General features: G+C 38.7%; 19 protein-coding genes, 1 tRNA gene and 1 pseudogene. 6 read left to right on the plus strand and 15 right to left on the minus strand.

Annotated features, from left to right (window positions below; genetic code table 11):
- The 6 genes and pseudogenes from B0O44_RS11390 to B0O44_RS11415 form a co-directional block, all read right to left on the minus strand.
- Positions 1-3518: pseudogene (locus tag B0O44_RS11390) on the minus strand (immunoglobulin domain-containing protein); the annotation flags it as partial.
- 650 nt (positions 3519-4168) lie between these two features.
- A complete protein-coding gene (locus B0O44_RS11395; protein WP_110830488.1) occupies positions 4169-5068 on the minus strand; it encodes an NAD(P)/FAD-dependent oxidoreductase in 900 nt (299 codons plus the stop codon).
- Positions 5069-5165: 97 nt separating this feature from the next.
- Complete coding sequence (locus B0O44_RS11400; RefSeq protein ID WP_170123320.1) at positions 5166-5756, minus strand: TetR/AcrR family transcriptional regulator; 591 nt, start codon at positions 5754-5756, stop codon at positions 5166-5168.
- Positions 5757-5832: 76 nt separating this feature from the next.
- Entirely contained in the window at positions 5833-7467 is a 1635-nt protein-coding gene (locus tag B0O44_RS11405) for an ABC-F family ATP-binding cassette domain-containing protein (RefSeq protein ID WP_110831912.1), read from the minus strand.
- A 65-nt stretch (positions 7468-7532) separates the two neighbouring features.
- A complete protein-coding gene (locus B0O44_RS11410; protein ID WP_110830493.1) occupies positions 7533-8225 on the minus strand; it encodes a response regulator transcription factor in 693 nt (230 codons plus the stop codon).
- Complete coding sequence (locus B0O44_RS11415; RefSeq protein WP_110830495.1) at positions 8222-9679, minus strand: sensor histidine kinase; 1458 nt, start codon at positions 9677-9679, stop codon at positions 8222-8224. The genes B0O44_RS11410 and B0O44_RS11415 overlap by 4 nt, the downstream gene beginning before the upstream one ends.
- Positions 9680-9789: 110 nt before the next feature.
- Between B0O44_RS11415 and B0O44_RS11420 the strand changes: the two genes are divergently transcribed.
- The 6 genes from B0O44_RS11420 to B0O44_RS11445 all read left to right on the plus strand — a co-directional run bounded on the left by B0O44_RS11420 (position 9790) and on the right by B0O44_RS11445 (position 16764).
- Positions 9790-12177, plus strand: coding sequence for an outer membrane beta-barrel family protein (locus tag B0O44_RS11420; RefSeq protein WP_110830497.1), 2388 nt, complete (start codon positions 9790-9792; stop codon positions 12175-12177).
- 207 nt (positions 12178-12384) lie between these two features.
- Complete coding sequence (locus B0O44_RS11425; RefSeq protein ID WP_110830499.1) at positions 12385-12894, plus strand: GNAT family N-acetyltransferase; 510 nt, start codon at positions 12385-12387, stop codon at positions 12892-12894.
- A gap of 638 nt (positions 12895-13532) precedes the next feature.
- Positions 13533-14666: a helix-turn-helix domain-containing protein gene (locus B0O44_RS11430; protein ID WP_211321367.1), complete on the plus strand. Its 1134-nt coding sequence runs from the start codon at positions 13533-13535 to the stop codon at positions 14664-14666.
- 219 nt (positions 14667-14885) lie between these two features.
- Complete coding sequence (locus tag B0O44_RS11435; RefSeq protein ID WP_110830503.1) at positions 14886-15113, plus strand: hypothetical protein; 228 nt, start codon at positions 14886-14888, stop codon at positions 15111-15113.
- Positions 15114-15529: 416 nt separating this feature from the next.
- The gene (locus tag B0O44_RS11440; protein ID WP_110830505.1) at positions 15530-15991 is read left to right on the plus strand and encodes a hypothetical protein; all 462 of its coding nucleotides are present in this window, start codon (positions 15530-15532) and stop codon (positions 15989-15991) included.
- An 11-nt stretch (positions 15992-16002) separates the two neighbouring features.
- Positions 16003-16764 carry a leucine-rich repeat domain-containing protein gene (locus tag B0O44_RS11445; protein WP_146229816.1) on the plus strand — a complete coding sequence of 254 codons (762 nt, stop codon included), beginning with the start codon at positions 16003-16005 and terminating at the stop codon, positions 16762-16764.
- Positions 16765-16875: 111 nt separating this feature from the next.
- Here B0O44_RS11445 and B0O44_RS11450 read toward each other — a convergent pair.
- From B0O44_RS11450 to B0O44_RS11490, 9 genes are all read right to left on the minus strand, one after another.
- Positions 16876-16955 (minus strand) — tRNA-Leu (locus B0O44_RS11450).
- 59 nt (positions 16956-17014) lie between these two features.
- The gene (locus B0O44_RS11455; RefSeq protein ID WP_245943648.1) at positions 17015-17326 is read right to left on the minus strand and encodes a DUF3817 domain-containing protein; all 312 of its coding nucleotides are present in this window, start codon (positions 17324-17326) and stop codon (positions 17015-17017) included.
- 64 nt (positions 17327-17390) lie between these two features.
- Complete coding sequence (locus B0O44_RS11460) at positions 17391-17909, minus strand: iron-sulfur cluster co-chaperone HscB C-terminal domain-containing protein (RefSeq protein WP_110830509.1); 519 nt, start codon at positions 17907-17909, stop codon at positions 17391-17393.
- A gap of 2 nt (positions 17910-17911) precedes the next feature.
- The gene (gene rseP, locus B0O44_RS11465; RefSeq protein ID WP_110830511.1) at positions 17912-19249 is read right to left on the minus strand and encodes an RIP metalloprotease RseP; all 1338 of its coding nucleotides are present in this window, start codon (positions 19247-19249) and stop codon (positions 17912-17914) included.
- Between the two features lie 42 nt (positions 19250-19291).
- Positions 19292-20443, minus strand: a complete 1152-nt coding sequence (locus B0O44_RS11470; RefSeq protein WP_110831917.1) for a 1-deoxy-D-xylulose-5-phosphate reductoisomerase — start codon at positions 20441-20443, stop codon at positions 19292-19294.
- A 46-nt stretch (positions 20444-20489) separates the two neighbouring features.
- The gene (locus B0O44_RS11475) at positions 20490-21995 is read right to left on the minus strand and encodes a GH3 auxin-responsive promoter family protein (protein ID WP_110830513.1); all 1506 of its coding nucleotides are present in this window, start codon (positions 21993-21995) and stop codon (positions 20490-20492) included.
- Positions 21996-22000: 5 nt separating this feature from the next.
- A complete protein-coding gene (locus B0O44_RS11480) occupies positions 22001-22792 on the minus strand; it encodes a hypothetical protein (RefSeq protein WP_110830515.1) in 792 nt (263 codons plus the stop codon).
- Positions 22789-23757: a glycosyltransferase gene (locus B0O44_RS11485; RefSeq protein WP_110830518.1), complete on the minus strand. Its 969-nt coding sequence runs from the start codon at positions 23755-23757 to the stop codon at positions 22789-22791. The genes B0O44_RS11480 and B0O44_RS11485 overlap by 4 nt, the downstream gene beginning before the upstream one ends.
- A gap of 3 nt (positions 23758-23760) precedes the next feature.
- Positions 23761-24714 carry a glycosyltransferase family 2 protein gene (locus B0O44_RS11490; protein WP_110830520.1) on the minus strand — a complete coding sequence of 318 codons (954 nt, stop codon included), beginning with the start codon at positions 24712-24714 and terminating at the stop codon, positions 23761-23763.
- Between the last annotated feature and the right edge of the window lie 124 nt (positions 24715-24838).

The raw sequence follows: 24838 nt of genomic DNA on the forward strand, positions 1-24838 counted from the left end.
GGTAAAGGGTTTACCTGAATGGTAATCACATTGGAAGGATCACTTGGGCAGGTGTTTGTATCGGTAATTGTCAGTGAGTACTTGCCACTGCTTTTCACTATGTATTTACTGCCGGTTGCTCCTGCTATTTTTGCACCGTCTTTGTACCACTGAAGATTGCCAGTAACATTGGAAGTTAAGGTCGCCGAATCCTTTTCACAGAACACCAGCTTATCTGCGGTGATCACAGGTGCCACTGGCAATGGGTTTACCTGAATGGTAATCACATTGGAAGGATCGCTTGGGCAGGTGTTTGTATCGGTAATCGTCAGTGAGTACTTGCCACTGCTTTTCACTATGTATTTACTGCCGGTTGCTCCTGCTATTTTTGCACCGTCTTTATACCACTGAAGCGTGCCAGTCACATTGGAACTTAAAGTAGCCGAATCCTTTTCACAGAGCACCAGTTTATCTGAGGTGATCACAGGTGCCACTGGCAATAGGTTTACCTTTACTGCAACAGATTTGGAATTACTACTACAACCATTTTCATTCGTAACAAGAACAAAGTATATCCCTGGATCTATTGCTTTGTAAGTCTTACCTGTCTCCCCAATTAATATTTCACCATCCTTATACCATTGGTTATTGGTGTCAGCAGAAGACTCCAGCAGAACACTGCCCCCTTTACAAAATGTAGTATCCCCGGTAATTTTGACTTGAGGAACAGGAGGCAAAGGGTTCATTTTTATTTTAACCGCTAAGGACCCCAGGCTCTCACATCCATTCTTATTCGTATAAGTAACGGTATAAGATCCTGTATCCTGCACTACATACGTTTTTTTTACGGCCCCGGGAATTGATTTACCATTTATATACCACTGGTTCCCATCATCAGCTGAAGATTTAAGCACTATATTTTCCCCGTCACAAAATGCAGTTTTTGAAGGCAGAATTGCGGGTGGTGAGGGTTTCGGGTTCACATTAAGCACTGAAATATCTGAATTCAATACACAACCAAAAGCTGAGCTCACAACCACCTGGATATTTGTTTTATCCATTCCCATTGTTACCTTAGAAACAATCAATGTGGAAGTATTAAAGCCTGTAGCCCCCTCGGCACTTGTATAATCCTTCCAAAGTCCGCCATTCTGGTACTGCCATTTATAAGTATTTCCTACTGAAGAGGAAACTATAGTAAACGTCGCATCTTTATCTTCACAAATTGTAACAGAAGCTGGTTGTGTGGTAATAACCGGCATAGGATTTACTTTAATCAACACGGTTGTCTTTTCCTTCTCGCTATTTACTGTTCCTAATGTAAACGCATAAATTCCAGCCAATAAAGGCTTACCCGAAACAGATAAGGTATTGTTCTCAAACTTTGATTCAAGCCAACCAGGTACTGCACCCGTAATTTCGCCTGAAGCTCCTCCAATCGACAAAGTATAAGCCACCCCTAACATCGGGTTCCCAATACAAAATTCCTGTGGGTTTACTATATTGTACTTTATGTTATTACAATTGCTAATGGCTGTCCCATTTAAGCATTCGTCATGTGGATTGACAGGACCAGTATTCGAATCAGGATTGGTTGCATCCGGGTCAGTCACGTCAGGTGGGCGCATGATACTCGCCTCAACAGGCACGATTTGATTTATAAGCGCCCCGGTTACTTTTCCTACAACTGTAAATTCGACAACAGACTGATTTTTCATATCCAGTTTTGCCTGATAACTATTGCCTGTGATCAAAGGAGCATTCACCGTGGCCGTACCCGTTCCACTTATTACAATTGGATTAACTGAACTAATGACAAAACCGGGGGGAGCTTTAAAATCAAATGTGGTTCCCGATACATCACTTGGTCCGTTATTTTTTGCCCTAACGGTATACATTAGCTGGTGATCCGAGAAGTAAAGATCTGTTGAAGGGGTAATACGCTCTATAAGAAGGTCTGCTGTTTTGATGACCATATTAAGGGGCTGTGACTCCTCACTTCCCTGAATATAGGCCCAGGTGTCCATTGATTTTGTATTCCCAAAACTAAATGAGCCTGATCCGGAATTACCAGAGCCCTCAGAAGCCTTGTATGCACCCCACTTATGCCCCAATAACTTACTTGATGCCCCGCCGGTTAAATTCACGAAAGGATTTGATGACTCTGGCAATGTACCAGCCCCAGACACATTTGAATCATCCCAGTACACTTTATCACTATACACCCCTTCATCAGCAGAATTTGTAATCAAATTATAATCCAGCGTATTATCCGTTAACTCTATGATAATCCCTTTAGGATTAATCTCCATATCTATATAAGGGAAATGCACCTCAGCAGATAAAAGCCTTGTTCTGATTTCACTTAATGTGGTTCCTGCAGGCACAAAACTGTTGTTTCCATCTTTTCCATCCCAAAACACCGTATTTGCCCCTACAGCCGCCACTCCAATGATGTTCCTGTCTGCACCGGAAGGAACAGGTATTACAATTTTGTATGTTCCGCCCGTTGTTGAATTAAATTTAATGTAAGCTCCTTTAACACTAACCTGCCCTATTGTTCCTTCTGTACCAACCACTTGTACATCACTGATTTTCGGAAGAACGGCAGTATTCTTTAACCAGGTAGTTGCTCCAGGAGTTCCCGCCAGGTAAATTGCTGCACTTGCAGGCAATTCTTTCGCAGGTTTGGCATAAAATATTTTATGTGTGACATTTTGTGCATCATCAGGGCTTCTTGGGTCGTGGGTTACATTAGAAACCTCAGTTTGGGTAGATACGTCAAGACTTTTATAAGTTGGTACGGAATTGTTCGTAAAGCCATTATTATTCGAAAAAAAAGTAAATCCTACACCATTACTGCCATTTGTCTGAATTCTATATGCTCGACCATCTCTGGTGAGTACATAATGAGAAGCATAATAACTTTTGTTTTCTTCAAAGCTATCCTTGATGTGCAAATTCAATACATTGGTAAATAACCTCCCAGTTTTCCAGGAAATATTATCCGATGTTACAGAAACATCCCAAGCTGCGATAATATCTCCATTGGTACCACCGTTTCCAGTTCCCTGTGTCCAGTCTGCATCAGCTGCAACATCCGGCACGGTGATATTGCTTGTGCCAGCTTCTCCTTTAGGCGGAATAAAATCCACTTTCCACACTCCTTCTTCACCAGATTTAACTATCAATGTATAAGGTTTATAACAGTTTACATTGCTACCCGAATTGATCCAGGGACCAGCCAGTTCCGCAGCCCTGTTGTTGATCCGTCCAACTGAAGTAGAAGTTCCCGAATTGTAAGAAACTCCATTTGGGGCAGTAAAACGGATGGTTCCAAGACCTACCCCCTGAGCGCTCGACCCAGCAGCAATAACCTCTCCGGTTTTCACATAAACATAATGTGTTCCTGGTGTTTTAAAAGGCCACGAATCTGTAAAGCTACTATTAGTATTGCAATAGAGAAAAGCCCTGTTTCCAGGAGTATTTTTGGGATACAAATCCTTACTGCCTTCAGCAAAAGCCAAAGAAGAGCTCATTAGCAGAAAAAAAAGAAAGTAAAGTCCGAAAATCGGATTAATACGAAGTTTGATCACGCTAAGGATTGATTAAATAACATCAGTTTACCCTCAAGAAACTCCTTTATTGTTTTTCTGAAAAACGCATTTCAGACAGATTTTACCCAATTGAATCTGACAACAACACGGACTCTATGTTTCTTTTAGGTTAACATGATTTTACATAACCAAAATACTTAGAATTTAGATTATTATTAAAAAAATAAAATAAAATTTATTTCGATAACAATAATCATTCCACAAACTTAAAAAAAGTATAAAAACAGTTTAATGCAACATTAAAAACCAAATAAAATTTAAAATCAAAATTTTAATAAAAAAATAACGGGTATTTTTGAGGAAAAAAATACCCATATTGTGCAACACAAAAATTATTTAAAATAATAATTTATGATGCCAATTTTTTACAAAAAAATACAATAAGCAAAAAAACTCCTTTTTTTGATTCAAATATTTATTTTTAAAAATTACATTGAAATTAATTTTCTACATTAATTAAACATTATTAAATAAAGAAATAAAAAACAAATTATCAGGTCTCATTAAATGCCTGGGCTCAACCACACCGAGAACAACAAGAAAAAAAGGACGATATACCCCAAAGGCGAGCACTAATTACCCGCTAACAGCTCATGGTTAATTGCCGCTCCAGCTCTTGTTCCGGCAGCCACAGCAGTCGAAACAGCCCTACCCATCGTCGTATTGTCGCCAGCAGCATAAATTCCTGCCACTGAGGTTTTTTGTAGCTCATCCACCTCAATATATCCTGTCGCCCCTATAACACAGCCCATAAGCTCTGGAATTTCACAATGTTGCTCAAAAGGAACCCTTGCATACATCACATCCAGCACCAATCTGCTGCCATCAACAAATGCTACACTGTGCAGATATCCTTTCACATGCTCAAATCCTTTAATCTTTTTCTCTACAATTTGTATATTCAAATCAGATAATTTTTTCATGTCCTCAGCATTAATAACTGACGGGCCATCCGTAAAAACAAAAAGCTCCTTAGTCCAGTTATGAATCAGGCGCCCAAATTCAAAAGCCTTATCCCCATTAACTAAAATCCCTGTCCTCCGGTCTCTGAATTCATACCCGTGACAATAAGGACAATGAATTACAGAAATACCCCAACAATCATCAAAAGAACTGATCTCCGGCATCAAATCTTTTACACCTGTAGCAAACAACACTTTTTTTGCTTCCACAATTTCACGATCATCAATCATGACCTGGAAATTATGATTAACCCCAGTCACCTGACTTACTCTCCCAGTCCTGATCTCAATTGTTGGATAAGCCATTACCTGCTCCCTGCCCAAAACAGAGATTTCAGCCGGTGTCTTTCCATCCTGGGTAAGGAAATTATGAGAATGTGGGGTGTGACGATTACAGGGCTTCCCACTGTCAACAACCAACACTTCTCTAATCGCTCTCCCCAAAGTCATCGCTGCAGACAAACCAGCATAACTTCCTCCTACAATGACTACATCAAATTTTCTGTTCATAATCTTATTTTAAATTTCATTGTTAATACAACCTTCTAATTCATTAATACAATCCACCTTTATGTCTCAAAAAAGAGACATAATAGGACAATTTTTTTTAAGCTCCAATTCCTTTACTAAAAGAAAACCATGCAAAATTCTTAAGCTCTTTTCTTTCAACCAAATGATTCACCTGTGCATTAATTGTCCCTATAATAATGCTGTTGTAAAGAATTTTAACCCATTCAAGCGTAACATGCTTACTAATTTTCCTTTTTTGCTGAAGTTGTTTTATAATATTTTTATAACAGGCATCGATTTCATCATATTCCACACAAGCCTCATTGGCCTTGTGATGCTGATGATCATGCATATTGTGCATTTTATAGAAAAAGGAATACTTTACCCCACAATCTATTCCTGCATAAAGCATGTGTTCCAACTGCTTAAGCGCGTCTGATGACGAATTCATTGCTGCCAGTATTCCCTTTCTGCAATTTCGCCTAATATCCTGCTCACACAGCTGCACCAATTCATTCCGATCCTTAAAATAACGATGTAAAGTTCTTCTGGTCACCAGTGCCTTTTCGGCTACCTTTTCAAGCGGAGAAGAAGGATCTTCATTAAAAACCAATATAGCGGCCTCAATTATTTTCTGCTGGGTATCCTGTACATTCATAACGGTGGCAAGGTAAGGTTTATTTCTCATATTTGAGACATTATTTTTTAAACAAAAAGCCTTAGAATGCACTAAGGCTTTTTGTTTAAATGGCCTGATTAACATCTTAGCCCTGTTCGATTTCCTTTAAGCTATCCATTTTTTTATAAGCCAGAAAGCCTTTAATATCCTCAAAATGCTCCCTAACACGTTTATTTCCAAATTCAAATACTTTTTTAACCAGTCCATCGAGAAAATCCCTGTCATGAGAAACCAAAATTAAAGTACCATCAAAATCCTTAAGAGCGTCTTTTATGATATCTTTAGTTTTCATATCCAAATGGTTGGTCGGCTCATCCAATATCAATAAGTTCACTGGTTCCAACAGTAATTTGATCATCGCTAAACGTGTTTTCTCTCCTCCGGAAAGCACCTTTACCTTTTTAGTGGTATCATCGCCACTAAACATAAAGGCACCCAAAAGATCCTTAATTTTTACAGTTCCATCACTTAGCGGAATCTGATCAATAGTTTCAAATACCGTTAAATTTTCATCAAGTAATGCCGCCTGGTTTTGAGCAAAATATCCAATCTTAGCATTGTGACCTACTTTTAAATCACCGTCAAAATCAATCTCACTCATAATTGCCTTAATCATCGTCGACTTCCCTTCCCCGTTTTTACCGACAAAAGCCACCTTTTCTCCACGTTCGATCACCATAGATGCTTTTTCAAACACAACATGATCTCCATAAGTTTTAGTTAGCTCTTCCACAATTACAGGATATTGACCAGAACGTGGCGATGGAGGAAATTTCAAGCGCAATGCTGAGGTATCCACTTCGTCAATTTCAATTATTTCCAGTTTTTCGAGCATCTTTACGCGTGATTGCACTTGTAAAGTTTTAGAATAAGTACCTCTAAAACGATCTATAAATTCCTGGTTATCTGCAATGAAACGCTGTTGTTCCTCGTAAGCTTTCAATTGGTGTACACGACGATCCGCACGCAACTGAAGATAATGGCTGTATTTGGCTTTGTAATCATAAATTCTACCCATAGTCACCTCAATGGTCCTATTGGTAATGTTATCTACAAAAGCACGGTCATGCGAGATCACCATTACGGCTTTTGCCGAGTTGATCAGAAAATCCTCTAACCATTGTATACTCTCGATGTCCATATGATTGGTGGGCTCATCAAGCAAAATGAGATCGGGCTTTTTTAACAGAATTTTAGCCAATTCAATACGCATACGCCACCCACCCGAAAACTCGGAAGTCTGGCGGGTAAAATCTTTACGCTCAAAACCTAATCCCTTTAATACCTTCTCCACCTCTGCATCATAATTGATCTCCTCGATAGAATAAAATTTTTCACTCAGTTCAGACACACGTTCAATTAGCTTCATATAGTCATCACTGTCGTAATCAGTACGAATAGTTAGCTGTTCATTCAGTTCATCAAGCTCTTTTTGCATCTGGTTTACTTCCTGAAAAGCTTTCATTGTTTCTTCAAAAACAGTAACCTTATCCTGAGTAAGTAAATGTTGTGGTAGGTATGCAATTACTGCATCCTTCGGACCCGTTACATTACCAGAGGTAGGCTTCGCTACATCGGCAATAATTTTTAAAATGGTCGACTTGCCTGCACCATTCTTACCCATAAGGGCAATCTTATCGTTTTCGTTTATTGAAAAGGTTACATCACTAAACAGAGTGGTTCCGCCAAATGAAACGGAGATGTTGTTTACATTAATCACAGTATGAAAATATTGAGTTGCCGGCAAAGATAAGGAAAAGACACCATTCAATGATTTAATACGAATTAACCTCTGTCAATCAGTTTATAGCCTATTCCCCTTATACTCATCAACTGTAAAGAAGCATCGTCTTTCAACATTTTTCGAAGGTGTGCAATAAAAACGTTCATACTGTTACTGTTATAAAGACTATCGTCGCCCCATATTTTAAGAAGCGCTTGCTGACGTTCCAGGATATCATTTTTATATTTCACAAGCAGTTGCAGCAACATCATTTCCTTATAAGACAAATCATAAATAGCAACAGTAGTTTTAAGTTGCTGCTTTACGGTGTCCACACTGCAATCGCCAAACCGTAGAACAGTAATTTCATCAGATGCTTGTCTTTTTACACTAAAACGCAAGAGCAGTGCCTCAATACGAACCAAAAGCTCCACAATACTAAATGGTTTTCGCATGTAATCATTACCGCCAGTCTTGAAACCTTTAACCACATCTTCCTCAAGTGATTTTGCACTTAAAAAAATAATCGGTATGCCAGTATTTAGTTTTCTGATGTCCTGTGCTAAAGTATAACCATCTTTAAGTGGCATCATAATATCCAGCAAACATAAATCAGGCATATTGGTTTTAAACTCCTCAAGGGCCTCCTGTCCATTTTTTGCAATCCATACATCATACCCCTTAGCCCTTAGGTTGTCGCTTACGATTTGAGCCAGAAAAGGTTCGTCTTCTGCGTATAATATTTTGTGCTTCATGATGCCGAAGGTAGATGAATAATAAAATTACTACCCTGTCCCCGTTCACTAATTAACCGGATAGAACCGCCTTGTTTTTCCAAAATATGTTTAACATAATTTAAACCGAGTCCAGTACCTTTAATTGTATGAGTATCTGACGTGTCGCCCGGAATCCTGAAATAACGATCAAAAATTTGGTTGTGATAAATGGACGCAATACCAGGGCCACTATCCTTAAAACTAATTATAACTTCATCGTAGATGCAACTACAACTTAATTGTATATTGACACCTTTACCACCATATTTCAACGCATTTTCAACCAGGTTATAAAATACATTGGTCAGATGCACCGGATCTCCATACACAAAACATGGTTGGGAAATGGGTTGCCAATCTAATTTTGCACCGGCATTGTCGATTTGAATCTTCATGGAAGAAATTATCTCATTTAAACCCTGCTGTACATCATACAGTTCATGACGCAACTGCACCTGAGCATTGTCCAATTGTTCAAGATTTAGCACCTTATCAATCATTAAATTCAAACGCTTTATTTCTCCCCTGCTTATCTCCAGATAATTTCTCAGGATTTCTGGGTTATTTTCCAGGTGGTTTTCCAGGATTGATTCCAAAGCTATAGCTACAGTTGAAACCGGAGTTTTCAGTTCATGTGTCATATTACTGGTAAAGGACACACGGGCATCACTATAAAGCCGCTGGTTATGCATCAGGCGAAGAATAAATACAAACACAGCTCCCGTAAGCACTAGCATAAAAAATGAAGACAATATATAATACCGCATACGATACAATACTGCCCAGGTTAAAGTGGGCACCGCTAATTGATAGGTACGGAAAAAGATAAAATTATAAGCATATTGTTTACTGGTAAATGCTGCATGAAGAATTTTTTCCTTAGACAGCTTACTGGATAGTGTATCCTTATTGTAACTATAAACAACACGCTCTGCATAAACCGAAATCCCCTCCTGATCAAGTAAATGATGCACGAGACTGTCCATTCGTTTAATAGCTACCTGATCCAAAGCCAATTCCTTCTTCAGTGTTGTTCCCTGATCAACGGTTATAACGCGTTGCTTTGGTTTATCGTTTGATTGACCATTTGCAAACTGTAAACGAATATCAACAATGGTACTATCCCCTTTAAAATCAGATCTGAGATGAGTTGCGACCTGATTAAAACGCATATTTTGATAGGCATGACTAAATTGTAACCAATCCGATGACAGAAAAAATTTCTTAAAATTTTCGTTCCCTTCATGCCCCTGAACAACACTTAGATATGTGCTCATTTTTGCCGCATCCATCACCACCTGCTCCAGATCGACTTTTAATTGCTTACGTTGTGCAACAAACAGCTGGTTAAGCCAGACCAATTGTAAAATGACACATACAGCAATTGCCAGCACTACCATTGGGTAAGCATATCGGTTTGAAAGCCATTTCATAACACGAAGTTGATCATAAATATTTTAAATAGATCAGTGTCACATGAAATTTAATGTTATTTAATACTTCTTAATGAGCCTTAATATTACTTCAATGTAGGTTTGCTACCATGAAAAAGCTCCTATTTTTTTTTATGGCCTTAATGCCATTTACCTTAAGTGCCCAGTATTCCCTCAAAGGTATAGTTACCGATGAAACCGGCCATTCACTCGATGGTGTCACCATTACTTTAAGCATAAACCATAAAAATGTGTTGGCTGTACTTACCGATATGGGAAATTTCACTTTAAATCAAATGCAGAAGGGTACTTATCAGATATCTGCCACTTTGATAGGTTATAAACCTGTTGTGCTTTCAGTTCCGATACCTAAAGACAGCCTTAAAATAATGATGCAAAGTGATAGCAAAGCCTTAAAAGAAGTAACCATATCCTTTAGTAAACCGGTCATTGAGCGTAAAGCAGACCGGGTAACATTTAATGTAGAGCAAAGTATTGTGGCCAGTGGAGGTACAGCCTGGGATGCATTAACCAAAGCACCAGGAGTACTATTAACGTCAACAGGCACCATTATCGCCAATCAAAAGGATGTTCAACTTTATTTAGACAATAAACCATTACATTTATCAGGAGATGACCTCTCTGCTTACCTACAGGGTATTCCCTCTAGCCTCATCGCTAAAATAGAAGTATTTTCCAATCCGCCGGCCAGCTTTGAGGCAGAAGGCGCCTCGGTAATCAACATCATAACTAAAAAATCAAAAGTACTGGGATTCAATACAACAATTAATGGCGGCTTCACTCAAGCGACATACGGTAGCTCTGTGATTGGCTCTAATTTTAATTATCGGAAAGATAAATTAAACATTTATGGGGGCTACAGTTTTACATCCCGCAAAAATCGATTTGAAAAACACGATTATGTCGTTTATAATAGTCCTGGTGAATACTCCTACTGGGACAGCCCCAGCTATAGTATACTGCAATATAAAACCAACAACTACCGTTTCGGGCTGGATTACCAGTTGACCAGTCAACAGGTCCTTGGTTTTTTAATAACCGGAAATAACCGAACCGGCAATACGATGATAAATACGCATACCCAGGTTACCAATAACTTCAGGACAGTTCCTGATTCTACTTTACAAACCAATGGCAGTACCCGACAGTACAATAACCAATACGCCTACAACCTTAATTATAACCTTCAACTGGATACAAACGGACAAGGCCTCAATTTAGATCTGGATTATTCCCCTTACCGGGTTAATCGTCAACCATATTTAAATAGTCATTCTTTTTTGTCCAATGGCAGCCCTACTTCCAGTCCATATTATATTTATACACCCACTACCCAAAATATAGATGTTTATTCAGCTAAACTCGATTACAATTATAAAACAGGCAAGATCTGGAACTTCACATCTGGTTTTAAATACAGCAGCATTAAAAGTCAGAATAATTTTGACTTTTACAACAATGCAGGCCAACAACCATTGTTTTTAACAGCGAATAGTAATCATTTTGAATACACAGAAAACACTGCCTCCATGTATACCAGTATGAGCCTCAGCATAGGAAAATGGAACTTGCAAGGCGGTTTACGAGGAGAGCATACACGTACCAAAGGCTATTCAATCACCACCAATTCACAAGATAAAAGACAATATTTTAAGCTTTTCCCAACCTTCTTTGCACTTTACAAACCGGATGAACTGAACCAATTGCAGTTTACTTATGGTTACCGCATTGAACGTCCGGAATATAACCGTCTCAATCCGGCAAGACAATATTCAAACCCCTATAGTTATCTGGTAGGCAACCCCTCATTACGACCAGCCTTTGTACAAAATATAGAGTTAGGATATACTTACAATAAGCGATACAACCTAACGGCTTATTATACTGCAACTCACGATGTATTCAGCAACATTACCATACAGGATAATATAAATAAAGTCCTTTACAATACACATCAAAACCTAGGCTTAAGCTTAAACACAGGCATCCGTTTATCAACTGCATTTCAATTAAACAGTTGGTGGGAAATGAGTACTATGCTGGAACTTTACTATCAACGCGAAAAATCTGCCTATCAGCAAGGCAGTTATGATTATCATCAGTTTTCTTACGACGGCAATACGACTCAATCCTTTACAATCGATAAACTACACGGCATTAAAGCAGAGCTTTCTGTTATGTATGATTCTTTCGGTATTCAGGGTATATATAAAATAGGGTACAACTACAATGTAGATGCGGGTATAAAAGCAACTGTCTTAAATGGCCAGGGTACCATTAAACTTTCTGCCGGCGATATTTTCAACAGCAACAATTATCATGTCAGCGTAAACTACCTCAATCAAAACAACGGCTTCTTCAAAAGAAATGACACCAGATATGGTGCATTAAGTTTTAGCTATCGCTTTGGAGCAAACATCGCTGCTGCCCGTAAAAGAAATGCAGGCATTGATGAAGAAAAACAAAGGACACAATAAAATTTGAAATGACCCACACGTTTCAAAGCGTAAAGACACGTTAAAGATCAAAAAGCTGATCATGATTTAATGAAAAACGGGTTGAGCCTTTAAGGCAATACTCCCTCAAATTCACACCTCATTAATACCGGTAGATTTCCCCTACTTGAACAGCAACAGCTTTCTTAAAATGTTTTGATAGCTTTACAACATTTATCTAGTGTACCTATGCAGCAAATCATCATTCCCAAACTATCAGATTTACGACTTGAACTAGTCCCTTTGACGAAAAACGATGCCAATCGTTATCATGAGCTCTATACAACTCTTGATGCGCTTGAAGTTTATAATGAAAAAGCCATCCTTGACCGTGAATCGCCAAGTGAATTTACGGCTCGCATCCTTTCCTATTGTGTTGGTATATGGACTATACGCCTTACTGAGGAGCCCGATAAAATCATTGGTGACTGTGCACTGCATCACTGGATGCAAGTCAAAGGTGAAATTGAAATCGGGGGGACCTTATTTCCAGATTTCTGGGGAAGAAATATGATGCAAGAAGCATTCAGCCTGCTCTTCACCTTCGCACAACAGACCTTAAATGTTCACACGATTATAGGCATTACTCAAGCCAATAATTCCCGTGCAACAAGGATGGTTTTGAAATTGGGATTTAAGATCACAAGCCGTAACGAAAATGAAATCATCTTGAAGAAAAAACTGAGCTATACAGTTTAAGTCACCATACAAACAGGCTGCTATTAAGTTCTACAGTATAACTCAGTGCACAATTTTGATACTAATCAACCCAGATTCGATCATTGCATTCAAGACACTCCCTATTTTTTATGTTTAAATAAGGTTGAAACAAGAACGCTTGCAAGTTATCAACTTACAGGCGTTTTACTCATTAGAATGTACTCCCTGCCCTATTGAGATCGAAACAATTTAAAGACGACTTAATGAGAATTGCCGGCATACCACTCTACCTGCAAAAAACATAATTTCAGTATTTGTGCTTTATTGACCATTTATAATTGCGTTCACATATATCATATTTTAAGTTATCACTGAAGGGAAAATTATTATTTTTCAATCCTCAAGTGGCAAAACTTCAATAGACGTCAAACTACATGACGAAACAGTTTGGTTAACACAGGGTCAAATGCTGCTATTGTTTGATCAAACAAAACAGAATGTGAGTTTCCAAATAGTAGTAGCAGGACTCCGAAAAATGTTTGATTATAAGCTAGTGTTTGCAACCAATGGGTCAGAACTTGGAGATATTTCATATTTTTGAACTGATCCATAACATCAGGCTACCCATACAAAACAACAGCATGTTATACTTTACCAGTATTGCAATTTCATTATACTTGTTCATACTACTAGCAGTTAAGCCTGATAAAATAACTGCTGATAAACTACTAATGATTTGGCAGCTGGTAGCAACGCTTCATTTAGCCAGTCTGTATTTACTGGTTTCAGGAAATTATCACCAATTTCCCAATTTAATAGGATGGGGAGATTTATTAGCATTTGTTCATGGGCCTTTCCTGTATTTATATATCCTTCATCTTACCACACCAATAAAATTCAATAAGAAAAACCTACTTCATTTCTTACCTGTTGCTTTTGCCTATCTTTTATGGATATCTTTTTTACTACAAAACCCGGAGCAAAAGCTATTGCTTTATGATCAGGGCTTTTCCTCTTCCTACTATAAGATCATTGGAATCATTACCAATGTTGGCATCATCATTTCGGGAATTGTTTATGTCTTAGCCTCAGTTGTTTTACTGCATCGATATAAGAAAAAAATAAGCGAAGAATTTTCAGATAAAGATAAAATCAGCTTGAATTGGCTGCGCTACCTCATCGCAGGCATAGCTGGAATTTGGGTCTTTGTTATTTTTTATCCTACCGCAGAGAGCATCTATTTGAGTGCCTCGCTATATATCTGTTTCATTGGCTTTTTTGGTGTACGTCAACAACAAATATTCAAAACCACCAATACTTTATCCCCCTCAGCAACCGAGCATCACACTTCATCTCCTCAAAGCAGAAATCCTTTAGCAGAACCCATTAATGTAGATTTATTATCCAATAAAATAAAATACGACTGGTCTTCACTTACAGAAGACGAAGTTGAACGTATTTTCCTGCAACTAAACAGGATAATGGAGCAAGAAAAACTATACAAAAACGCGGAACTAACGCTGAGCAAATTAGCCGAATCCTTACAGCTAAAAGATGCTGCGCTATCGCAAGTCATCAATTCTAAATTTAAGAAGAGTTTTTACGACTATATCAATTCGCTTAGGGTAGTTGAATGTGTAAAAATGATTGCTGATGAAAAAAATCAAAACTATACACTGCTATCTATCGCTTTTGATTGCGGCTTCAATTCCAAATCGTCTTTCAATCGTAATTTTCGAAAATTTACAGGTAAATCCCCTTCATATTTTTTCAAAAAACCAACCGAAATAACATATCCCAAGGCGCTATAGTGCCGCCATTCATTCCTTATTACCCAATTATTCCTTCCTGACAACACACTTTCAAAAGCGATTTATTTCACTTATTACCAGAAACTTAAAGCGGAGCTCCACTTTAACCAACTCGTTATTACAAACCAATAAGAGGTGCCACTAAGCCTCGTGGGGCGATTATCATTTCTGAGTGTTCCACCTTTGTCATTAAAACTCTGAAATTTTAGATCGATAATCATGAAAACAAAACTTTTTTTATTTTCCGCACTAATCTATACAATGATATTGACCTTCGTATCCAGCAAAAAAGATAAGGCTGAGGTCTCCACTAAGGTTTATCCAAAAACTGTAAGCATTGAATATAAGTGCAAAGTAGCTTCAGGAATCCCAAGCGGCTTAAACCTCATTTACACCAATGAAAATGGCGGTATGCATTTGGCACACCAACGTACCATTGTCTTTTAGTAAAAAAAACGTGTCGTAAATGCAAATAACGACATCACAATGGGATTTACGGCTGTTGGCCCTTGGGGAATAAAGGGTGAAATTTACATCGATGGAAAGCTTGTAGATTCAAAAACAGCTTCGTCAAATTCATCATCTAAGTCGTTTACAGAAACTGTTTTATGTTAAAGCGGCTGGCAATGGCTCCCTAAAAAAACAGGAGGGTGCAACTTCTGGAATTCAAATATTTTTTAAATACTTGCATAACAGCACATTTACATATTGTAACTATCTAATATATAACCCGCTAAAATATGAATACACGATCTATAGGTTTGGTAACCATCTTGATCCCGCTAGTCTTCCAGCTACAAGCGCAAAAGACACCTAAAGTAACTAGCCCGAACACCCCCTTTGACAAAATAGCAGCTGAAGCCATGATCGGCAAAGACGGTACCTGCACCATCAAGGGCTTTGTGTCTAAAAAAAGCAACTACATGGTCAACCTGGTAGAGCTATATCCCTGCACCGATTATTTCCTCGAATTTCTCGAACTCAAAAAGAAAGACAAAAAGGGTAAGAAAGCGATATACCTCTCAGATGAAGCCTTCAGCTACCGGATATTGACTATGATCGGTGCAGATGGCAGCTTTGAATTCAAAGGGCTGAATCCGGGCAAGTATTATCTGCAAACAAGGGTCGTACAAACCAAGGTAGGTAACGGTGAAAAGCAAGTGGGCACTGAAACCACTACCACCTACAATGGTCATGGGATACAGGTGGGACAAGGCAGCCGGGCCATCATGGAAAAGACCCGCTACCTGTACCAGACCGACGAGAACCTTGCCAAAATTGTAGAGATCAATGCCAATGGGCAAGTTATTAATCTTACACTCTAAAATTACCAGACATGACCACAAAAATAATGGCAGGCTGTGCCTTATTCATGGTTTTATCGATAAAAACCATGGCACAGATTGTACGTATACCTGATGCGAATTTCAAAAGAAGTATCATTGAGCAAGGTGTTGATACCAATGGAGACGGAGAAATCCAAGTAGAAGAAGCCAGAAAGGTGACTGTATTGTATACTACCAAATCCAATATTGTTTCACTGGAAGGCATCAAAAGCTTTGTCAACCTGGTGGATTTTGGCTTTCACGAAAACAAAGTGAAAACGGTAGACGTTTCGGGTATGAAAAAACTCAAATTTATATATGGTTTTGACAATCAGTTGGAAACCATTCTGACAAAAGGCTGCGATAGCCTGGTGAATATCAGTTGCCACAAGAACAAACTCAGGAGTATCGATGTTTCTCACCTGAAAAAATTAGTCATTTTAAGCCTGGGGTGGAATCTGCTTACCCGGTTGGATGTAAGTAATCATACCTCACTATTGCAATTGGAGGTGAATGACAATTCACTCCAGGAAATAAAATTCAACAATTGCCCTGAAATGCTCGATATCTGGATGTCTAAAAATCAAATAGCACATCCTATCGACCTTAGAGCAATGCCCAAGCTGAAGTTCTTCAGGGCTTATTCCAATCCCATCCCTGCGCTGGATATCCGGGGCCTTGCCAATCTTGAAACCTGCAGGTGTTATGATTCGAATATCAAAACGCTCAACTTAAGTGGCACGGTAAAACTAAATGACCTGAGCTGGTATTAATAAAAAATGGTACAGATTAAAATAATTCTTCTCTTTTAGATACATGGTTTGAACTAAAAGACTTCACAAAACGAAAACAGCTAACAATAAATTGTTAGCTGTTTTCTAGTGTACCCAGCGCCGGAGTCGAACCGGCACGGTTTCCCACAGGTGTTTGAGACCAGCGCGTCTACCAATTCCGCCAGCTGGGCATTTGCTTATTAGCGGGATGCAAATCTATTAAATGCATTTCTAATTAGCAAGACTTATTTTAATTATCTTCTTTTAATTTTTTATCAACATAAAATGGTGCAAATGGCAGCAAAGAAGCCAAAACAATTAAAGCAGATTTTCCTATTTTCCATTTCGCTTCCTGCCAAGCCATTACAAAACAAGCAATGTATAATACGAACAGCATGCCATGTGCCCAACCTGTATATTTAACTGCCATTGGCATATCGGCAAGATATTTCAGTGGCATAGCAATAAAGATCAGCAGGATATAGGATATGCCCTCCGCAACGGCAACTTTTCTAAAAATGGATAGAGAATTCATAACAATTGATTTGCCGCTAAAATACATCAAAGCCGACTGTAAAAAATCAATAATTCACTTTTTTACAATAAGATAACTTCCTTCGTTTGGTTTATTTGTCTAATGTTTCCCTAAGCCGCAATACATATTTATTGCGATAATAAAGATCCTTTACTTCGACAAGGGTACGGTCCTGATCCGAAACTTCCAGTCCGTCAAAAGAAGATGTTAAATCCAAAAGCTCGTCAAATAGTTTTTTTTCAACCTCGTCCACCTGAGCTTTAATTTCCATCAATTTGCCTGGATCTGGTTCAAACTGTAAATCCATCAATGCTTCATTAATATCCATCATATCCATTAGAAAGTCTTGTGGGAGTACATAATTCTCCCCCTCTTTCAGAACATTTTTCAATTCAAGGATATAATAAAGCAGTTTATGCGGATCATTAAAAACCTGATATGCCTTATTATTCAGCGTAGAAAGTTCGAGTACCTCCTGTTGCTTCTCCGGACTTTCATTGATGTAAAAGTCCGGATGAAATTTTTTGCTCAGCGCATAAAACTTTTGTTTGATCAACGCAGGATCCGGATGAAAACTTACAGGCAGTTCATACAGCTCAAAATAGTTCATAGCTATTTATGAAGAAAAGCTTTAAAAATGTCGTTTCCAAGCACAAATACCATCAGGGAAAGCAGCAGAACAAAACCTACTATTTGCGCACGCTCCATAAATTTATCACCAAGTGGCTTACCTTTTATCATTTCAATGATCAAAAAGACCACATGCCCCCCATCCAGCGCCGGAATTGGCAATAAATTCATAAAAGCAAGGGCAATGGAAATAAAAGCAGTTGAAGCCCAAAATCTCGCCCATATCCATTCACCACCATATACTTTTCTGGCAATCTCCACAGGACCTGAAAAAGCTTTTGTGGCTTTGACCTTACCCGTTATCACTTTCCATATCCCTTTTGCATTCGTACTGAATTGTACCCAGGCCTGCTCGGCACCTTTTGGCAAAGCCTGGAAAAAACCATAATGAATGGTCTCTTCTTTAATTTCCTTAATTCCACGGAAACCGACCCCTACAGTACCGGCTGTATCAGCTGGCACATTAAATACCATACTCTTACCTGCACGTTCTACAGTCAGTTCTACCGTTTTGTTTTTAAACTTCTTCATTTCCGGGTACACATCAATAGTGTACCGTACAGGAATTTTATCTACCGCAGTAATCCTATCCCCTTTTTGAAGACCAGCTTTAACAGCAGGTCTGTTTGGCATAATAGAATCAATCACTGTTGTAAACAAAGGGACCCTGCTGATAAACTCTTCAATTCCAAGATCAGAGACCTTGTTTAAAATGTTATCCGGAACTTTTATGTCAATAGCCTTGCCATCACGCAGTACAGTTAAGTTGGTATTTCCAAGCAAAACTGAAGGACTGATCAGTTCATCAAAACGGATCACCTTATTGCCATTTACGGCAATAACCTTGTCTCCTTTCTGCAAACCAATCTCTTTACCAATTACACCCGGGTTAATTCCATTTTGAACCGAGTTATTGGGAATATAAGTTTCTCCATACTTAAAAGTCAGCATCCAGAAAATGAAAATACCAACGATAATATTCACGACAACACCACCTAGCATTACAATTAACCGTTGCCAGGCCGGTTTGGACCTAAATTCCCATGGTTGTACCGGTTGTGCCATCTGCTCGGTGTCCATAGATTCATCAATCATTCCCGAAATCTTTACATAACCACCTAATGGCAGCCAACCAATTCCATACTCACAATCACCACGTTTAACACTAAATAATTTCACTCCCCAGGCGTCAAAAAACAAATAGAACTTTTCTACTTTAATCCCAAATGCACGTGCAGCCAAAAAATGTCCTAATTCATGTAGTATTACCAATATTGATAACCCCAGTAGCAACTGGGCAGCCATAATCAATCCGTTCATATCTTATTTTAATGTTTTTATATTTATTTAGATGAATAAAATTTACTTTGTTACGAGTTGCCGGGCAAATATACGTGTATGCTCATCGGTTTCTAAATAATTAACCAAGCCCGGCTCTCCAATAAAAGGAACCTCCGACATACATCGTTCGATCACATCGCTCATCTCCAGAAAACCCAGTCTATCCTGTAAAAAGGCATTTACCACAACTTCATTGGCCGCATTTACGATACAAGGCATATTTCCACCTTTTCTCATTGCCTGGAAGGCAATATCCAGATTTCTGAAACTCACCGGATCCGGCGGAAAAAAAGTCAGTTCGGGATAATCCAAAAAATTAAACCTTGGAAATTTAGTGTCCACCCTTTCCGGATATGCAAGGGCATAATGAATGGGTAACTTCATGTCCGGAAGCCCCATCTGGGCCTTCATAGAACCATCTTTAAATTGCGCTATGGAATGTACAATGGACTGAGGATGGACAATGACATCAATCTGGTCCGCAGCAAGTCCAAATAACCATTTTGCTTCAATAACTTCAAGGCCTTTGTTCATCATCGAGGCAGAATCAATGGTAATTTTAGCGCCCATGACCCAATTCGGATGTTTTAAGGCTTGAGCCTTGGTAACACCGGCAAGAAACTCACGGTCTTTTCCTCTAAAAGGCCCACCAGAAGCGGTCAGATAAATCTTCTCCAGAGAGTGCTCTTCCTCTCCCACCAGACACTGGAAAATAGCAGAATGTTCAGAATCAACAGGTATGATCTTTACAGCATGTTTCTTTGCGAGCGCGGTAATCAGTTCACCAGCAACCACCAGCGTTTCTTTATTGGCCAACGCGATATCCTTTCCAGCCTCAATAGCAGCAATGGTTGGTCTCAAACCTGCAGAGCCAACAACAGCGGTCAATACCATATGAGCTGAAGTTAGTGCAGCTGCTTCAACCAACGATGCTTCACCAGTTATAACCCTGATGCCTTTACCTGAAAGCGCTTCTTTAACTTTTAGATATTTTCCTTCATCCGTAATGACTACCAGTTCAGGATGAAATTCCAGAGATTGCCGGATCAAAAGTTCATCATTAGATTGACCCGTGAGTGCCACTACCCGATATCGCTCCGGGTTCGCCCTCACTACTTCTAATGTTTGTGTACCAACTGATCCCGTAGAACCCAGTATGCTTATATTTTTTATAATCGCCAAAAGCTTGTTTCTCCTCTTCAACGTCTACCAGACGATATTATTTTTTAAGTGTAAAATTACTTAAACTATCCGCAATTTTTCTGTCATTGGACAGACGCGGTACTTTATTTTGTCCGCCCAGTTTGCCTTCAGACCTCATATAATTTACAAATGCATCCTTTTGCAAAGGACGTATAATAAGCGGTTGAAGAATTTTACCTTCAATGAGGTCAAAGTAATAAATATTTTTCTTTTGCAGGGCCTGATCTACTTTTCTGCTAAAATCATTAAAATCCCCTGGCAGCTCTGCAAATTCGACAAACCATTCATGATATGGTAAACCACCGTCAGGATCTACAACCTGAGGTGCCACTGTAAATTCAGTAATCCCAATTCCTTCTTCATTTGCCACACTCAGTAAAGCATGTTCCACTTCCTCACCGATCACATGTTCTCCAAAAGCGGAAATAAAATGTTTGATACGGCCGGTGACTACAATTTTATAAGGCTCTTTAGAAACAAATTTCACCGTATCACCAATGCTGTAACCCCATAGCCCCGCATTGGTATTTAAAATTAATGCATAATTTACATCCAGCTCTACCTCTGCCAAAGTCAGACGAGCGGGGTTATCGTTGTAATATTCATCAGCAGGAACAAACTCATAAAAAATCCCCGCATCCGCCAATAACAACAGTCCTTTTTCCTTTTGACTGTCCTGATAAGCTATAAAGCCTTCTGAAGCCGGATAAGTTTCTATAGAATCAATTCTATGCCCGATACTTGCCTCTATTTTTGCTCTGTAAGGTTCATAATTTACACCTCCATATACAAACAGCTTAAAATTGGGAAAAATAGTCTCAATCCTTTTTCCTCCCGATTTTTCAGTCAAACGGTCAAAGTACATCTGTACCCAAGGCGGAATCCCTGAAATAACGGTCATATCCTGGTGAAAAGTCTCTTCAACTATAGCATCAACTTTTTCTTCCCAGTCTTCGATACAATTTGTTGCATAAGAAGGCAAACGGTTTTTCTGCAGATATGCTGGCACCAAATTGGCAACAATACCTGACAAGCGGCCTATTTTAATTCCGTTTTTCTTTGCCATTACAGGGCTGCCCTGCAAAAAGATCATTTTACCATTTACAAAATCGGCATTACCCGTCTCATGCACATAGGTCAACAGTGCATTCCGCGCTGCTTTAATATGCTCTGGCATGGATTCTTTCGAAATAGGAATATATTTTGCACCTGAAGTTGTTCCCGATGTTTTTGCAAAATAAGCTGGTTTCCCTTTCCAAAGTACATTTGGTTCCCCTTTGACAATCCTGTCAATATAACTTTTAAGTCCTTCGTAATCTCTTATAGGAACCCGTTTTTTAAAATCCTCATGATTTTTTACCGAAGCCAGGTCATGATCTTTACCAAAAGCCGTATGTTTTGCCTCTTTTACCAAAGTAAGGAGCGTTCGCTGCTGGGCTTCAACTGCATTTTTTTTCCATTTCTGAATTCCCTTAACCACAAAGGCCGCAAAGGGTTTGCTTAAAGCTGCTTTAATCCCCATGAATCTTAAACAATATTATGAATAATGTCCGGATGCTCATCTCCTTTATATTCGCTCATCATTTTTCGGTAAGCAATCGTCAGGGCAACATTAGACAAAGGAACCACAATAAAAGAACTCAAAATATTAATCATAAAAGAAACAACCGGCCAGTGCAGATAGCTTGCACAAAAAAGGTATAAAATATAAAAACCTCCCAGAACCAGAAGGAGCAATAAAATTTTTGTAAAGTTGCCCTTGGTGATGGCCAGGCTAAATTTGATAGAACCAAATGGAGGTTGATTTTTATCAATAATAAAAAACGGAAAAAAAGAAATTCTTATCCAGGTAATAAAAATAGCCACCGTTCCTACAGATATGGCAATATTGGTGATCACTTCCATGCGAATCCCTGTATAGATAAAAGGAAAACCAACCAGAGCGACAACTGTGTAAACCCCTAAAATGCAGAACATAAAATAACACATGGCAATCAGGAAACGAATAATTTGCTGACGGGTTGGTAAAGTACTGACAATACTGACATCATGCTCTTCGTCATCCAGTAAATGAAAAATATACTTCAGCAGTGAAAGATTGATTGTAAAGTACAGCATTACAAAAAGGGCAGCCATAAAAATACTCAGTCCTTTGCTGACATCCTTCAGAAAAAAGGCCATCAGTCCTGAAGCATTGGAAGTGAGGAACATTAAAAAACACAATGTCGCAATAGAAAAATAATTTCTCTTGGTCAGCGTCCATGCCTTACCAATGACCTCATTAACGGTAAATGTACTTTCTTTTAAAAATTCTATCATGGTTGTTTCAATACTACTCTTTTAACAAAATCCTGTATAAACCCCATACCATAAGCAAAAAGCTGTATAAAGGAAGCAATAATACTTAAAAATGCAACTTTAAGTGATTTAGTCACACTCCAGGCATGAAAAAAAATCATTGCAAATATGATAAGCAGCACTATATTACAAATATACGCCAAAGGCGGATACAATATATTCAACAACAAAGTTAGTATAAAACCAACAGTAAAGGCAGCCGGAAAAAAATGGATGAGTTTCAATTCAGAAGGAAAATGCTTATAGATATTGATCCTGGCCCTCCCAAAAAAATGAAGTTGTTTATAGAACTGTAAAAAACTTGTCCTACGTTTATGATAAACCTTTGCGGCAGGAATCAAACCTATTTTAAAGCCACTTTCATGGATCCGGATGCTGTATTCAATATCCTCCCCTAAGCGGGTCAAAATAAAACCGCCAACTTTTTCCCAAACCTCCCGTGAAACCCCCATATTAAAACTTCTGGGGTGAAACTGTCCAACGTGCTTTTTGTTTCCACGTATTCCTCCTGTGGTAAATGGAGAAGTCATGGCATAGCTGATTGCCTTTTGAACAGGTGTAAAACTACTGTGTGCAGCATCAGGGCCACCATAAGCATCCAGCTTATGTTCAAAAAGATAATCCTTCACGATTTCCAGATAATCCGAAGGAATAAGACAATCTGAATCAAAAATAATAAAATAGTCCCCCTTTGCCCTTTCAAAGCCAAAATTACGGCTAAAGCCCTGCCCCTCATTTGGCTTAAAGAAATAGTGAATATCCAGTTTGTCCCGGTATTTTTCAACAATACTTTTCGCATCATGTACAGAGCCATCCTCAATAACCAATACCTCAAATTGCATATAACTTTGCCTGCATAGGGTAGCAAGCAATTCATCTATCTCTTGCGGACGGTTATAAAGCGGAATAATTACAGAGAAAAACATCTGTTACTGGATCTCCTTTTCTATCAGATACTGATTCCGTTCCGGCGCATTTCTGGTCACCAGTTCTGCCACAAAACCTGTTAAAAATAACTGTGAGCCTACTATAATAGCAACCAGAGCGATATAAAATAAAGGCTGATCTGTAATTTCCCTTTTATAAGGAATCCCCGCCGCTATGTGGTAAAGCTTCTCACCAATCATCCAAAGGGCCATAAAAGTACCAATAAGAAAACTCAGTACCCCAAGTGAACCAAAAAAATGCATGGGTCTTTTACCAAACTTTCCAACAAAAAAAATAGACAACAGATCCAGAAAACCATTGATAAAACGACTAAAACCAAATTTAGTCACCCCGTACTTTCTGGCACGGTGTTCCACAACCTGTTCACCGATCTTTTTAAAACCTGCCCATTTTGCAATTACTGGAATATAACGGTGCATTTCTCCATACACCTCTATGGTCTTCACCACATCATTCCGGTAGGCTTTTAAGCCACAGTTGAAATCATTTAATTGTATGCCCGACATTTTTCGGGTTGCTGCATTAAATAATTTCGTCGGAATGGTTTTGGTAATCGGATCATAACGCTTTTTTTTCCAACCGGAAACCAGGTCAAATTTCTCTTCCCGGATCTTTTTATATAAAGCAGGAATTTCGTCAGGACTATCCTGCAAATCCGCATCCATGGTAATCACCACATCTCCCCTTGAGGCTGTAAAAGCAACATTCAGCGCTGCAGATTTACCATAATTTCTCCTGAATTTAATGGCCTTTACCCGACTGTACTGTTCCTTTAACTCCTCAATTACCTGCCAGGAACTGTCAGTACTACCGTCATCCACAAAAAGGATTTCGTAAGTAAAGTTATTTTCTGTCATTACCTTGGTGATCCATGAGGTCAGTTCTGGCAAAGACTCTTCTTCATTATATAATGGTACAACAACCGAAATATCCATGTATGGTTACAAAGCTTAATACAATCTGCAAACTTAGACAAAACTGTGCATCCATTCATGTACATTCTTTAAAAAAATAACACCAATTTTCCATAGCAATCCACTCTTTGTCTTTTTATCTAGC

The sequence above is a fragment of the Pedobacter nutrimenti genome, assembly GCF_003208655.1.
Lineage (GTDB): Bacteria > Bacteroidota > Bacteroidia > Sphingobacteriales > Sphingobacteriaceae > Pedobacter > Pedobacter nutrimenti.